Raw genomic sequence first — 15,474 nt, 5'->3', positions numbered from 1 at the left:
ATTGATTTCATTTTGAATGAATAATTTGCTTGATGAAAATTGTCAACAGAGATCAGTCATTTTCTAACCTTTAACCTAAATAAATGAAATTAATAGGCCCATTTAAGCAGGTTGTAACACTTGCCAATCTTCCATTAAGAGGAAAACTTACCGACGAACAATTAGAAATTATTGTGGATGGAGGAATAATTGTTGAAAATGGTACCATTCAGAGAATTGGTGATTTTGAACTGTTAAAAAATGAAAATCCAACAATAGAAATAGAAACCATTGAAGGAGAACAGGTAGTTCTTCCTGCCTTTGTAGATTCACATACTCATATCTGCTTCGGAGGAAACCGTGCCAATGATTTTGCCATGCGTAACGCAGGGAAAACATACTTGGAAATCGCTGAAAGTGGCGGCGGAATCTGGAGTTCCGTACAGCATACAAGAAATGCTTCAGAAGAAGAATTACTGAAGACATTATTGGAAAGGATAAAGTTCCTGGTTGATCTTGGAATTACAACTATTGAGATTAAAAGTGGATATGGACTGGATGTAGAAAACGAGCTGAAAATGCTTCGAATGATCAAAAAGGCACAGGAGTCAACAAAGGCAACATTAGTTCCTACCTGTCTTTCGGCACATTTAAAACCAAGAGATTTTGAAGGAAGCAATCCGGAATATCTGGACTATATTCTTACCGAGATTCTTCCAAAAGTAAAAGATGAAAACCTGGCTAACCGTGTAGATATCTTTATTGAAAAATCAGCGTTCCAGCCTGAAGAGAGTAAAGCGTTTTTACTTAAAACTAAAGATTTAGGTTTTGAAATTACTGTTCATGCCGATCAGTTTACCCCCGGAAGTTCAAGAATTGCTGTAGAAGTAGGAGCAAAATCGGCAGATCATTTGGAAGCAACCATTGATGAAGATATAGACTTCCTTGCACAATCTGATACTGTAGCAACAGCACTCCCGGGAGCAAGCTTAGGATTGGGTGAAAAATTTACACCGGCAAGAAAATTATTGGATGCAGGAGCCATTGTAGCGATCGCAAGTGACTGGAATCCGGGATCAGCCCCAATGGGGAACTTAATCACTCAAGCATCTATTTTAGCGACTTTCCAAAAGCTGACAACAGCTGAGGTACTAGCCGGAATGACTTATCGAGCAGCTTATGCCCTTAATTTGGAAGACAGAGGAAAACTTGAAACAGGTAAAAAAGCCGATTTTGTGACTTTTAAAACCGATAATTTCCAGAATGTTCTTTATAATCAGGGAAGCCTGAGCGCTGAACACGTTTATATTGATGGAGAACTAGTTGACTAGAATATAAAAGATTAATTCAAATGGAAGAAAAGCAGTTGGGAAAAGAATTTGACTATAAAGGTTTTTGGGATTGGTTCTTAACAAAAGAAAAAGACTTTTATGATGCCGTTAAAAACCGAGGTCAGGAATCTATTGAAAAAGATTTTTTTGACCATATTGCTCCCAGACTCAGCCAGATCAATGAAGGATATTACTTTCTGACCGGAATGAGCGATGATTCTACAGCAGAATTAGTTTTAACAGCAGATGGAGAGATCAGGAATGTTGTTTTTATTGAAGAACTTATTGAAGCTGCTCCCCAGCTCGATCATTGGAAGTTTACTGCTTTAAAACCGGCAATGGATGCAAAGAATGTAAACGTTACGATGGGGGATTACAGGTTTACAAAGGATAATATTTTTTTCTATTCCAATGAACAGGAAGAATATCCTGATGAGATAGATCTTGTCTTTATTTACGATGGAAATGCCGAAAACAAAGAGGCTATCACAACAGGTGTCTGCATCTTTTTAGATAATTTTTTAGGGGAATTAAATTTTGCCACACAAATTGATACATTTACCGTTGTAGGAAGAGAGCAAGCCAAACAAGAACTTGTCCCTATTGAAAAGCTGAAAGATTTTCTACTATGGAGGGAAAGAGAATTTACAGAAAAGTATAAGAGCGTAAAGAGAGCTGATGTGGAAGAAGAATTTTCTGTTCTCAGAGCTACTTTAGATAATGAGAAACCTCTTATCGCCTGTATGAATCTTCCTTTACTGAATTATGATGCAAAGGCTTCCTATCCATGGATTTCAGTTCTTACATTTCATTATCACGGAGAGAACAATGATGGACTTCCTGAAAAAGAAGATTTTGAAAAATTAAGTGATATTGAAGATAAAGTCATTGAAGATCTAAAAGAGAAAGGATATTTGTATATAGGCAGAGAAACGGCAGATAATAGCAAAGAAAGCTATTTTGCCGGTAAAGATTTCAGAGAAATCTCTAAAGTTTTTAAAGCCATAAAAGATAACAATCCTGAATATCAAATTTCATTCAGAATCTTTAAAGATAAATATTGGCAGTATTTTAAATATTATAATAATGCTGTTTAAAATTAGAATGTGGAAGAATTTTTTTTCCACATTTTTTATGGATAAAATTATCTCTCCCACTTCCTTAAAATCATAGAGCCCTAAGCTAAAAACTATGTGTTTTAAAAGCATGGTAGTCTAATGTTTACAATGATCTGTGTAATTTGTGAAATCTAAGGGAAATCACATAAATACCAAAGGGAAGTTCTGTTGGTCGACAACGATAGAAAGCCATAGGGCCAAATCATAAAATCTTCCATATTTTTCATATTTTCTATAAGTTTTCTTATCTTGCACTGCAATTAGCGTTGATTTTTAGATAAATAACGCATTTTTCTATAGTTCTTAAGTGCACCGGAAAAACTGGATATTTTATTATTTCTCAGTACTTTTTTTACAGCTATATCCCGTACAAGGAAAACTTGTCAATATTATAAACGAACATAAAAATGATGAATTTTAAAAATATTAGATCTACTTTTAACAAAGGGGTTACTATTCCGAGTTTGATATTTATTATAGGAACCTGTTTTCTTTCAGCGGTATATCCAAAACCGACTGAAAGCATCCTGAATGAGATTAAACAATTTATATTTGTCAACTTAAACTGGGTGTATGTATGGTCTGTAACGTTATTCGTTATTTTTCTGGTATACTTGTTATTCAGTAAATATGCCAATATAAAGCTTGGGGCTAATGACAGTAAACCAGAATATTCTTTCTTTTCCTGGATTTCCATGTTGTTTGCCGCTGGAATGGGGATCGGATTGATTTATTTCAGTGTGGCAGAACCTATGCAGCACTATTCCTCAGAAGTTTTCGCAGACAATCATTATGTAAGCCGGGCTAAGCAGGCGCAGCTCTATACTTTTTTCCATTGGGGAATTCATGCGTGGGCAATTTATGGAGTAGTAGGACTTTCTTTGTCTTATTTTGCATACCGTTACAGATTACCTCTTTCATTAAGAAGCTGTTTTTATCCACTGTTAAAAGATAAAATTAACGGAAAATGGGGAAATGCCATTGACGTTTTTGCTTTATGTTGTACTTTCTTCGGAATTACAACAACCTTAGGTTTTGGAGTCGTACAGATTAGTTCAGGATTAAATATTCTTCACGTTACTCCGGAGAATAGTTTTACGTATCAGATTATCATTGTAGTTACTCTTGTCACTCTTTCCGTTATATCCGCCATTTCAGGAGTAGGGAAGGGAGTAAAGATTTTGAGTAATATTAATGTAGTCAGTGTGATCGGTCTCCTTCTTTTTGTATTAATATTGGGGCCAACAGTTTATCTGATTGGAAGCTTTACAGAAGGGCTGGGAAACTATATCAATAACTTCTTCAATCTTACCTTCAATACCCATGTTTATGAGAAAAATGCATTGCCATGGTTTTACGACTGGACGATTTTATATTGGGCATGGTGGATTTCATGGTCCCCTTACGTAGGTTTATTTATTGCAAGAATTTCTAAAGGAAGAACTATCAAAGAGTTTATTCTGGCAGTTTTAATACTTCCTACATTATTCAATTTTATATGGATGTCCGTATTTGGAAACAGTGCTATTTGGTTTGATTTAAATGTTGCCAATGGGCAATTAAGCCAATTTGCAACAGATCCGGATGCCTTAATGTTCCGTTTCCTGGATTATTTACCCTTATCAGAGTTTACAGGATTCTTCGTCATCCTTATCATTCTTATCTTTTTTGTAACATCAGCAGATTCTGGGATATTTGTGATGAACAGTATTGCCACTAAAAATGCCAGTAAGTCTCCAAAATGGCAAATTGTATTCTGGGGAGTATTACTGGCTGTTCTTTCCCTTTTATTATTGAATGTAGGAGGTTTGAAAGCACTTCAAAGTATGACCTTAATTACCGCATTGCCGTTTTCTATTGTGGTTATTTTGTTCATTGTAAGCTTGATGAAAGGATTAGTGATTGACCAGAAATATTACGATACAAATTTTTCAGCCTCTACAGTGCCTTGGTCTGGTGAATTCTGGAAAGAACGATTAAAAAATATCGTTTCTTTTAAAGATAATGCTTCTGTAGACCGTTTTATTAATGTGAAAGCAAAAGAAGCCTTTACAGATTTACAGCAGGAATTTGCAGCTAATGGAATTGAAGCTAAAATAAATCATCATCAAAATCCTGTCAGAATAGAGATCGAAATCCATCAGGGAGTTGTTAATAACTTCGTTTATGGAGTGGAAAATAAAATAAAAACAGTTTCTGAATATATCATGAATGAAGAGAACCTTCCGGATCTTGACGATAATAAAACACATTATCCAAGATCCTATTTTGGAGATGGAAGAGAAGGTTATGATGTTCAGTATTTTACCAAAAATGAACTGATTTCTGATGTACTGAAACATTACGAACGGTTTTTAGAAATTATTTCAGAAGAACGAAATGAAATGTTTATCAGCAGCAATGCCAATCAGAATAAGGATTAAAAAATAAGCTATTCATCTTACAATAAATTATTTAGGTAATATATGAAAGGAGTTTTTATATGTAAACAATATTAATTAGCTTTACTGAATAGAATGATGTGACTAAAATTGAATTTTAAAGGATTATGCTTCAAAATATTTGGCAGGGTAGATTAGATGGGGAAGAGCTTCTTTTCCACAGACTATTTCAGAGAGTAAAGGAAGAACAGAATTACGACAATATTTTAACGAATGATTTTGCATTGCATGGTTTTGCCGTGGATGAAGGAGTCAGGAGGAATAAAGGCCGTCAGGGTGCTAAAGATGCTCCCAACGTGATCCGAAAAAATATGTCTAATTTTCCGGTGATTCTTCCCAATTTCTCTATGCTGGATTTTGGAAACGTTACCTGTGAAGACGGTAATCTTGAGAATGCTCAGAATAATTTGGCTAAAAATGTTTCAAAAGTACTTTTAAAAGGAGGAAAATCGCTTGTTCTGGGTGGTGGACATGAAGTGACCTATGCTCATTATTTAGGGATTAAAACAGCCTTTCCGGAGCAAAAAATAGGAATTATCAATATTGATGCTCACTTTGATAACAGACAGCCGGAAAAAGGAGTAGGACCAAGCTCAGGAACAGGATTCTGGCAAATTGCTCAGGAAGGCCCTATCAATTCTCTTCACATTGGGATTCAAAGAAACTCAAACACCTTGAAACTCTTTGATACCGCACATCAATATGGAATGAAGTATATCCTTTCGGACGAATTGTTTTTTGAAAACCTTCCTTCCATTTATCAACGCATCGATGACTTGCTGGAGAACGTGGATTATGCCTATCTCACTATTTGTATGGATGTTTTTAATTCATCTATTGCTCCGGGGGTTTCAGCTTCAGCATATAATGGTATCTTTGCAGATGCAACCTTTATGCATTTTTACAGGCATATCTTAAAAAACAAAAAACTGGTTGCACTGGACGTGGCAGAAGTCAATCCGTCGTTCGATATTCAGGACAGGACGGCAAGGCTGGCAGCTTGTCTGGTGAATGAATGGCTAATGATTTAAGATAAAGCTATATTCTTCCGATAGAGAAAATCATTCTTTTATTGACCCTTAAGGAATAGAATTTGCTGACTTTATCGTGCTTTTAAAATAAAAGCACTCATAAATTCATTAGCTGAATTTAAAACAGAAATTATATTATGGAACAATTTATTGAAAACAAGCTTATTAAAGCAGATGACGTGTTTTCAGTGTGGCGCAAAGTGCCGTTTGAAGAAAAGCAGAAGTTAATTGCAAAAGCGGCAGAAATACTAAAAAATAATTCAGAGAAATTTGGAAGGATCATTACTACTGAAATGAATAAACCTATTTCGGAATCCATTGCTGAGGTAGAGAAATGTGCTTTAATGATGCATTATTATGCTGATGCTGAAAATATTTTGAAACCTGAAAAAATAGAATCCGAATTTACCTATTCTGAAGTTCATTATGCTCCGAAAGGAGTCATCCTGGGAGTAATGCCTTGGAATTTTCCGTTCTGGCAGGTATTGAGGTTTGCGGTCCCTGCAATCTTAGCAGGAAATACAGTGGTTCTAAAACATGCTTCAATTTGTTTCGGAAGTGGAAATGCAATAGAAGAAGTTCTTTTAGAAGCAGGTTTTCCGGAAGGTGTATTCCAAAATCTTGAAGTAGGTCACAAAGCGGTAAAAGAAATCCTTGAGCATGATGCCGTAAAAGGAGTAAGTCTTACCGGTAGTGGTAAAGCTGGAGGTGAAGTAGCCTCTATTGCAGGTTTAAACATCAAAAAATCTTTACTTGAATTAGGAGGAAGTGATGCATTCATCATTTTTGAAGATGGAGATCTTGAATCAGCGGCAAAAGCTGGTGCAAAATCAAGACTGCAGAACTGTGGACAAACCTGTACTGCAGCTAAAAGATTTATTATTGATGAAAAGATTGAAGATCAGTTTCTACCCATTTTCATTGAGGAATATAAGAAGTATGAAATTGGAGATCCTTTGAATAAAGACACAAAATTAGCTGGGATGGCAAGACCTGACTTAGCTGATGAGTTGGAAGCTCAATTTAACAGAGCATTGGAAAATGGCGCAGAAATTATCCTTCCTTTGGAAAGAGTTTCTGATAATGAATTTAAACCTGGTTTAATCAGAGTTCAGGAAGGAAATCCAATTTTAAAAGAAGAACTTTTTGGACCTCTTGGGATGGTGATGATTGCTAAAAATGCTGAAGAAGCATTACAAATTGCTAACGATATTCCTTTCGGACTTTCCAATTCGGTTTGGACCAAAGATAAAGACCGTCAGGTATTCTTTATTGAAAATCTTGAGTCAGGAACGGTTAATATCAACAGAATGACCAGTTCTGACCCGCGTTTCCCTTTTGGTGGATCAAAGGCTTCTGGATACGGAACAGAGCTTTCTTTACACGCTTTAAAAGAGTTTGTAACAGCGAAGACTATTGTAGGTAATAATTGATATATGAAGAAATCACTCTTATTATCTTTTCTGTTTGGATTTATTTTAAGCTTTGCCCAAAAGCAGCTTACTATAGATAGATTGGGAGTGGTTACAGATTCTGTGGAGATTAAATATCTAAAGAAAGAATATAAAATTATAGGCGTATTTCACAAGGTCTCTCCAAAGTCTGAAGTGAAATATGCTCGTATTTTAAAAGAAGATCGTAGTGGGATTCCTTATTGGGGGTATATTAATCTAATGAAGGAAGAAATAATCCCACCAAAATATATATCTGTTTCACCTTTTGAGAACGGATATATATTAGTCAAAGATAACGTTGAAATCAGTACAGAATACAAATGCGGCAGCCAGAAACCTTGTGTTAGACAGGAGAGAAAAACATATTATTACTTTGTTGACAGTCAAAATAAAAAAGTTTCTGATTATTTTGATGAGGTGAAAAAAGATAAAAGCGGTGATTTTTATGACTGTCGTATAAATAACATTCAAAAGATACTTGATGCGTCTTCTTTAAAGGTTGTAGCAGATTCAAAAGGAGAATATAGAATATTGATTTTAAATAGAGGGAATGATTATCGATTAAAGGCTTATACAAATAATAGAGAGGACTTTTTAGATAAGGAAGGGAAGCCTTTAACCGGTTTTAAATACAAATCAATAGATTCTCGAAATGGATTCCTTTTTGTGGGATTATATATTAACAGTGAAGTAACAAAGTATACCCTGCTTAACCCTTATACCAAAATCCCTTTTAATAATAATCTTTTAATAGATTATATTTCTGAGAGTATTAAAGGTAGTAATACCGTTATTGTAAGAAATGAAGAAAAATACTTTCTGATTAATAATAATGGTTTTGTAAAGTCTAAACAATATGACTATCTTAAACAATATGGCAGTTCAATTTTATTTTTGGATAAAGAAAATATTGGATTATTAAATTTGAAGGGGAAAGAGGTTTTAAAATCTCCGAATATTTACATTGAAAGTCATGCATTAAGAGATACTGTTGATTCTCCGGTTTATGTTTTTGAAAAAAAAGATGGAACCCTGAATTTTATTGATATAAAAAAGGTGAAATTTAAAAAAACCGATGCTATATACTTAAATAATTTGTCAGAAACAGTTTCTTTTACTGATAAAAAGTCAATTCTGGAAAATAAATATTTTGTAGCAATAGGTAAGAATAAGAAGAAAGGCATTCTTGATTTTAATGGAAAATTATTAGTTCCTTATATTTATGAGGATATTAATCCTGTTGATAATACAGGTTACTTTCTCGCTACTAATTTAGATCTTAAGACAGGTCTGATTAGTGCTAATAATACAACTATTCTTCCTTTTACCAACGAATATTCTGCTTCAAGGGATATCTATTACATTAAAGACACGACTCAGATTAATAATATAAAATCTTATTTTTTTATTTGGAAAATAAATGATAAAGTGGGGACTATTGATTATACTAATAAGACAATAGATCCTTTTGAATTTGATTTTCAGGAGCCTTATGAGAATTTTATTGCCTATGGTAAGAATTCTAAAATGGGGATTATGACAAAGAATGGGAAAGTAATTCCTGCAGAATATAATAAAAGTTATGCTTTGCTTGAAAACGGTATTTATTATTTGTTTAAAGATAAAAACCTTGTTGGTATTAATGAAAATAATAATATGGTTTTTAAAACAGATTTTATTCTTAGCTATCCGAAATTTGCAGAACCAATTGTTCTTGATGAGCGGTTAATATATTTAAGAGATCAGGATACTTCTTATATATTGAATCTTAATGGAAGCCAATTCTTGAAGTTTTACAATAAAGTTTGGTCTTATTCTAACGGAATAGGAATTTCTACTGATGGGATTTTATTTGATCTCTACAAAAACAACTATGAATATTATTACAAAGATAGATTTATCAGTAATGATTTTAAGTAAAAAACTCCCGGAAATCAATTTCCGGGAGTTTTTTGTATGCTTTGGCAAAAAGTAACTTTGCTTATTGCTTTTAAACTGTCGTTAATCTCAACGTATTCGTTTTTCCACCTTCATATGACGGAGTTGCATTGATGTTGATAACGAAGTCACCAGTTTCAATATAACCGTAGTTATGCGTTAACATATTTACCTGGATAATCGTTTCATCAGTAGACTTCTTCATATCATAGTAGTAAGCGTGAACACCCCAAAGAAGGTTTAGCATCGTAATTACTCTTCTGTTACCACTGTAAACAATGATGTGAGAATTTGGTCTGTGTGCTGCAAGCTGGAAAGCCGTATACCCTGAATGAGTCAATGTAACAATAGCAGAAACATTCGTTGTTTTAGCAATTCTTACTGCTGCAAGACATACTCTGTTGGTAATGAATCTCTCATCGATACAGTTGTAGTCTTTTTCAATCGGTTCATTCTTGTGTTGGTAGAAGTGAGTGGTTTCAATGTTTTTCACAATTTTAGCCATGTTTTCTACTACTTGTACAGGATATCTTCCTACAGAAGTTTCTCCTGAAAGCATTACTGCATCAGCACCATCCAATACAGAGTTCGCAACGTCATTTACTTCCGCTCTGGTTGGCGTTAAACTGTTGATCATTGTTTCCATCATCTGTGTTGCGATGATTACCGGTTTAGAATAGAATCTTGCCTTTTCTACCAGGTTTTTCTGGATGGCTGGAACTTCTTCCATTGGAACTTCAACTCCTAAGTCACCACGGGCAACCATTAGTCCGTCACATTCCAATAAGATTTCTTCAATATTTTTAACCCCTTCAGGCTTTTCAATCTTCGCAATAATCGGAGTTTTGAATTTACCGTTTGGATGTTTTGCAATTAATTCTTTCAAGTCAATGATATCTTGTGCATGACGTACAAAAGAAAGAGCGATCCAGTCTACCTCCATATCAAGCATGAAATTAGCATCCTGAATATCCTTCTCTGTTAATGCAGGAAGAGATACCAATGTATTAGGAAGATTAACCCCTTTTTTAGAGCTTAAAGGTCCCCCTTGAATCGTTTTAGCCTTTACTGTATCTACTTCATTGGTTTCAGTAACTTCTAATACCAGTTTCCCGTCATCAATAAGGATTCTTTCCCCTACTTTTACATCCTGTGGAAACTGTTGGTAAGTCATGTATACCTTAGTAGAATCTCCCTCGATCTTTTCATTGGTAAAAGTAAGAATATCCCCTGGATTCAGGTAAGATCCTTCCTTCACGACACCTACTCTTAGCTTAGGTCCCTGAAGGTCTCCTAAAATACCCACTGAATATCCGTACTCGCTGTTTAGTTCTCTAATTATTTCAATATTGTTTCGAACTAAGTCGTAATCTGCATGGGAAAAATTTATTCTGAAAATATCAACACCTGCCTTCATTAGATCTAACATTACCTCCTTCGATGATGAAGCCGGCCCTAGTGTTGCGATAATTTTTGTCTTCTTTAAATACTTATTCATAATACTGGATAATTTGATAAAGTTCCTCATCAGAACTCAGTGTATAGTCTTGAATTGGAAACACAAGATTTTCAGGGAGCAAAATTACGGAAAAATCAGGAAACTGATCCGAACTATGCAGAATATATTCCACACCTACCTGATTATTTAATAAAAATTTAATGTTTTCTTCTTCTGTAAAGAGCTCGGTCTGAACTTTTTTTTGTTTACTTTCTGAAGATTTATTTGAAATGAAGGTGAAACAGGTCTTGGAAAACTTGTGGTAGGCTTCAAACCTGGGAAAAAGATAATCATAATAATCTCCATGAAAGACAAGATCTTTTTTTCTTGAAAAACTGAGATTGTTAAGTTGATTTATTTTGTAGAAAAACTCATGAGCGGGTATATCTTTTGCTAATCTTACCAATCCTATGGCAATATCTTCAAATTCTATATCATCAAGATCATAAAGTTTTTGAATTTCCAAGTATATTTTCTTTTTTATTTAAAATATAAAAAGCTCTCTGTGCTGCCTTTTCCTCAGCCTTTTTCTTGGAGGTTTCCATAGCATTAGCAATTTTTTCATCTCCCAGCCATACATGACAACGGAACATGACTGCTTTATTAGCCTGTATTTCCTCGCAAGTTTCGTACTTTATATTTACCTTCTTCTTCTGGCTCCATTCGAGAAGGAGACCTTTATAGCTGACAATTTTATTTTCAAGTTTGTTAATTTCGGAAGGCGTCAGAAGTCTTTCCAGAATGATCTTTCTGCAAGCATCATAATGAAAGTCCAAATAAACGGCACCAATTAAAGCTTCAAATAAATTCCCGGAGATATTTTCCCCTAGAGCCGAAGAATTATTCTGCTTTTGCAGAAGGTCTGTAAGCTTAAGGTCTTCCCCTAATTTATTGAGATTTTTCCTATTAACAATCTTAGATTTCATCTGTGTCAGATATCCTTCATTAGCTTGAGGATAGGTCTGGAACAAATGACAAGAAATAATTGTACCCAAAACAGAATCTCCCAAAAATTCAAGCCTTTCATAGTTGATGTCTTGATTTTTAGAAGAATTTTTTAAAGAAAAAGCTTCGCGGTAAAGAGCAATATTTTGTACCTCTGCACCCAAGACTTTTTTAAGCTCAGTGCTGAGAAAATAATCTCTTTCCGTTAATTGTCTTTTTCTTTTTTTGAGAAGGAATTTAGAAAAGTATTTCTGTAACTCCATTCATTGAATTTAGATTTTCTTAAATAGAACGCAAGCATTATGCCCGCCAAATCCAAAAGTATTGCTCATGGCTACTTTTACATCTTTTTTAACGGCAGTATTAAACGTAAAGTTTAGTCTGCTGTCAATCTTTTCATCATCAGTAAAATGGTTGATGGTAGGAGGAACAATACCATGAATAATAGTTCCTAACGCAGCGATAGCTTCAATAACACCGGCTGCTCCTAAAAGGTGACCTGTCATTGATTTTGTAGAATTGATCTGAATGTCAAAAGCATGCTCGCCTAATAACTTCGAAATTGCGTTGGATTCTGCGATGTCTCCTAATGGAGTAGAGGTACCATGCATGTTGATATGATCTACTTCATCAGCAGTTAAACCTGCATCTTCCAAACAGTTTTTCATTACCAGATAAGCGCCAAGGCCTTCAGGATGCGGAGCCGTCATATGATATGCATCAGCACTCATACCGCCTCCTAGTAATTCTGCATAAATTGTAGCACCACGTTTTACCGCGTGCTCATATTCTTCAAGAATGATACATCCAGCACCTTCACCTAATACAAATCCATCTCTGTCTTTGTCGAAAGGTCTTGAAGCTGTTGTAGGATCATCATTTCTTGTAGAAAGTGCCATCATTGCATTAAATCCACCGACACCACTTGCTGTAACGGCTGCTTCAGAGCCTCCGCATACAATCACGTCTGCTTTTCCTAATTGGATAAGCATTTTGGAATCAATTATAGCATTTGCTGAAGATGCACATGCAGATACCGTTGTATAATTCGGTCCGTGGAAACCATATTCAATTGAGATCTGACCAGGAGTCATATCAGCAATCATTTTAGGAATAAAGAACGGATTAAATCTAGGAATTTCGGTATTAGCCCATCCTAAAACTTCCGTTTCAAAGGTTTCCAGACCTCCGATTCCGGAGCCCCAAATTACACCAACTCTGTTTTTATCTACATTATCTTCAATAATACCAGAATGTTCTACTGCTTCTTTAGCAGCAACAAGTCCCAATTGAGTATTTCGGTCCATTTTTTTAGACTCTTTCTTATCGAAATGCTGTAATGGATCGAATTTTTTTACCTCGCAAGCAAACTTGGTTTTAAAGTTTGTGGCATCAAAAAGAGTAATCGGAGCGGCTCCGCTCTCACCTTTCACAAGATTTTCCCAGTATTCTTTTGCATTATTTCCGATTGGTGTTATTGCTCCAAAACCTGTTACAACTACTCTTTTTAATTCCATAAACTTTGTTTAATTTCTTTTTTGTTGAAGAATATTATTTATTTACTACTTCTTCGATGTAAGCGATAGCGTGCCCTACAGTAGTAATTTTTTCAGCTTGGTCATCAGGGATCTGAATGTTAAATTCTTTTTCGAATTCCATGATTAACTCAACTGTATCTAGTGAATCTGCTCCTAAATCGTTAGTGAAGCTAGCTTCAGGAGTTACTTCTGTTTCTTCAACGTCAAGCTTATCAGCGATGATAGCTTTTACTCTTGATGCAATGTCTGACATAGTAAATTATTTTTTTAATTGTTAGATGCTGCAAATATATAAAATTCTTTACGATAAAACATTTTTTTAGTCTTTTTTGTGGACAGAGACTTTTCATTTTAGATATGCTAGGTTTAGTGTTTTAGTTTTCAGCTATTTATATTTAATTGTATTAGAGAGGTTTAATTTTTATTTTCAAATGAACCGAAAAAATTTCTAAACAAAAAGGTTGAAAAAGGTCAAGATTTGACTTTTTCGGAATAAAAATGAATGAAAAGTCTATGCTTTTTTACCTATATTTGTGTGTTATGAAATTAACACGTTAGCTTTTTTAAATTAACCAATCTCTTTTCTATAAAGGATGGCTTATAGCTGTTCTCTTTCTCACTATTGTTATATTTAAAAAGTTAAAAAATGAAAAATTTCTTTGAAAGTCCTTTTAAAGGCAAAATCATACAAGACCATATTCAAAACTCCAATATTATTGCTGGTAAATATTCCTATTACTCTGGATACTACCACGGACACTCTTTTGATGACTGTGCTCGATATCTGCTTCCTGACAGAAATGATGTAGATAAATTAATTATTGGTTCCTATTGTTCTATTGGAAGTGGTGCCAGTTTTATCATGTGTGGAAATCAAGGACACCGTTATGACTGGATTTCAAGTTTCCCATTCTATTATATGTCAGAAGTAGAGTGTTTCCAAAATAGCAAGGATGCTTTCGAATTGGCAGGAGATACTGTTATTGGAAATGATGTTTGGATTGGTACGGAGGCTATGGTAATGGCTGGAATTAAAATCGGAGATGGAGCTGTTATTGGCAGCCGTGCATTGGTGACAAAAGATGTAGAACCTTATACTATTGTAGGAGGAAATCCTGCAAAGCCTATCAGAAAAAGATTCAGCGAACAACATATCGCGCTACTTCTTGAAATGAAATGGTGGGATTGGGATGAAAATGTTCTTGAAAAAGCTGTTCCAATACTTTGCTCAGCAGATATTGATGCGCTCTACGAATTTTATAAAAAAATAAAATAATTTGAAGATTCCATTTCGGAACCTTCTGTATTTTATAAATAATATCATTTAATGTTTCGCATCGTTTTTGCTGTTTAAAAAATATCAATCACCTAAATATTATCATTATGAATACAGAAATTGGGCTTATTGCAGGAAGTTTGCGGAAAGAATCTTTCTCTAAAAAGATAGCGAAGGCATTACTTCCTATGGCTCCTCAGGGTTTTGAATTTAAAATTATTTCAATTGACAATTTACCTATATATAATCAGGATTTTGATGATTATAATAAGGTCCCCGAATCTTATATGAAATTCAGAGATGAAATAAGAACTATCGGCGGTGTTATTTTTATTACCCCAGAACATAACAGGTCGGTTCCTGCAGCATTGAAAAATGCAATTGACGTTGGTTCAAGGCCGGCAGGTAAAAATGTTTGGGATGGAAAGCCAGGTGCGGTATTTAGTAGTTCGCCAGGAAACCTTTCTGCTTTTGGGGCTAATCATCACCTTAGACAAAGTCTTGTGTTTCTTAATGTCCCGGCAATGCAGCAACCAGAAGTTTATCTTCCTCATATTGATAAAGCATGGGATGAGAACGGAAATTTAAATGATGAAGAGGTGAAAGATTTTCTTCAGAAGGCTGTGGATGCTTATATTGAGTGGTTTAAGAAGAATTGTAGTTCGTAATAGATTGGAATTTAGAATAAAAAAAAGCCACTGAATCATTCAGTGGCTTTTTTATTTTTAGTGGAGTTGGAGGGAGTACTAATTATTCAATTTTATACATCTTGTAAAATATCTATTTTGTATATTTTTTGTTTTATTTACAATGTTTTAGATATAATTTTAAAGCTGATTTATTTTGATGTAAGTTGAGGTGGGTTTGATTAAATTGAAATTTACCGTACAAAAATCGTACAGTATTTTATATATTTGTACGGTAA

At 34.5% G+C, this 15,474-nt stretch carries 13 protein-coding genes; 8 read left to right on the top strand and 5 right to left on the bottom strand.

Features of this window, described 5'->3' with window-relative positions; all coding sequences use genetic code 11:
* Window positions 1-83 precede the first annotated feature (83 nt).
* The 6 genes from hutI to NBX25_RS22170 all read left to right on the top strand — a co-directional run bounded on the left by hutI (window position 84) and on the right by NBX25_RS22170 (window position 9,274).
* Window positions 84-1,310, top strand: coding sequence for an imidazolonepropionase (hutI, locus tag NBX25_RS22195; protein ID WP_250255473.1), 1,227 nt, complete (start codon window positions 84-86; stop codon window positions 1,308-1,310).
* A 20-nt stretch (window positions 1,311-1,330) separates the two neighbouring features.
* Window positions 1,331-2,407: a DUF695 domain-containing protein gene (locus tag NBX25_RS22190; RefSeq protein WP_250255471.1), complete on the top strand. Its 1,077-nt coding sequence runs from the start codon at window positions 1,331-1,333 to the stop codon at window positions 2,405-2,407.
* Window positions 2,408-2,835: 428 nt separating this feature from the next.
* On the top strand, window positions 2,836-4,851 hold the full coding sequence (locus NBX25_RS22185; protein ID WP_123909943.1) for a BCCT family transporter: 2,016 nt from the start codon (window positions 2,836-2,838) through the stop codon (window positions 4,849-4,851).
* A 125-nt stretch (window positions 4,852-4,976) separates the two neighbouring features.
* A complete protein-coding gene (gene hutG / locus NBX25_RS22180; RefSeq protein ID WP_250255468.1) occupies window positions 4,977-5,900 on the top strand; it encodes a formimidoylglutamase in 924 nt (307 codons plus the stop codon).
* Window positions 5,901-6,037: 137 nt separating this feature from the next.
* A complete protein-coding gene (locus tag NBX25_RS22175; protein ID WP_250255466.1) occupies window positions 6,038-7,333 on the top strand; it encodes an aldehyde dehydrogenase family protein in 1,296 nt (431 codons plus the stop codon).
* A 3-nt stretch (window positions 7,334-7,336) separates the two neighbouring features.
* On the top strand, window positions 7,337-9,274 hold the full coding sequence (locus NBX25_RS22170) for a WG repeat-containing protein (RefSeq protein WP_250255464.1): 1,938 nt from the start codon (window positions 7,337-7,339) through the stop codon (window positions 9,272-9,274).
* A gap of 70 nt (window positions 9,275-9,344) precedes the next feature.
* Here NBX25_RS22170 and pyk read toward each other — a convergent pair whose 3' ends face one another.
* From pyk to NBX25_RS22145, 5 genes are read right to left on the bottom strand one after another with little or no spacing between them, the layout of a single operon-like run.
* Window positions 9,345-10,790, bottom strand: coding sequence for a pyruvate kinase (pyk, locus tag NBX25_RS22165; RefSeq protein WP_123909947.1), 1,446 nt, complete (start codon window positions 10,788-10,790; stop codon window positions 9,345-9,347).
* The gene (locus NBX25_RS22160; protein ID WP_123909948.1) at window positions 10,783-11,256 is read right to left on the bottom strand and encodes an IPExxxVDY family protein; all 474 of its coding nucleotides are present in this window, start codon (window positions 11,254-11,256) and stop codon (window positions 10,783-10,785) included. Before NBX25_RS22160 ends, pyk begins: the two co-directional genes overlap by 8 nt.
* Window positions 11,234-11,998 (bottom strand): ribonuclease III, encoded by a 765-nt coding sequence (gene rnc / locus NBX25_RS22155; protein ID WP_123909949.1) that lies wholly within the window; start codon window positions 11,996-11,998, stop codon window positions 11,234-11,236. The genes NBX25_RS22160 and rnc overlap by 23 nt, the downstream gene beginning before the upstream one ends.
* A 9-nt stretch (window positions 11,999-12,007) precedes the next feature.
* Entirely contained in the window at window positions 12,008-13,252 is a 1,245-nt protein-coding gene (fabF, locus tag NBX25_RS22150; RefSeq protein WP_250255462.1) for a beta-ketoacyl-ACP synthase II, read from the bottom strand.
* A 34-nt stretch (window positions 13,253-13,286) separates the two neighbouring features.
* Window positions 13,287-13,526, bottom strand: coding sequence for an acyl carrier protein (locus NBX25_RS22145; protein WP_002976354.1), 240 nt, complete (start codon window positions 13,524-13,526; stop codon window positions 13,287-13,289).
* 393 nt (window positions 13,527-13,919) lie between these two features.
* Between NBX25_RS22145 and catB the strand changes: the two genes are divergently transcribed.
* Complete coding sequence (gene catB, locus NBX25_RS22140; protein ID WP_250255460.1) at window positions 13,920-14,549, top strand: type B chloramphenicol O-acetyltransferase; 630 nt, start codon at window positions 13,920-13,922, stop codon at window positions 14,547-14,549.
* Between the two features lie 107 nt (window positions 14,550-14,656).
* Window positions 14,657-15,217, top strand: a complete 561-nt coding sequence (locus NBX25_RS22135; RefSeq protein ID WP_250255458.1) for an NADPH-dependent FMN reductase — start codon at window positions 14,657-14,659, stop codon at window positions 15,215-15,217.
* Window positions 15,218-15,474: the final 257 nt, after the last annotated feature.

The sequence above is a fragment of the Chryseobacterium sp. Marseille-Q3244 genome (assembly GCF_940807095.1).
Classification (GTDB): Bacteria; Bacteroidota; Bacteroidia; order Flavobacteriales; family Weeksellaceae; genus Chryseobacterium.
This window is presented reverse-complemented; position numbering and strand designations above follow the sequence as displayed.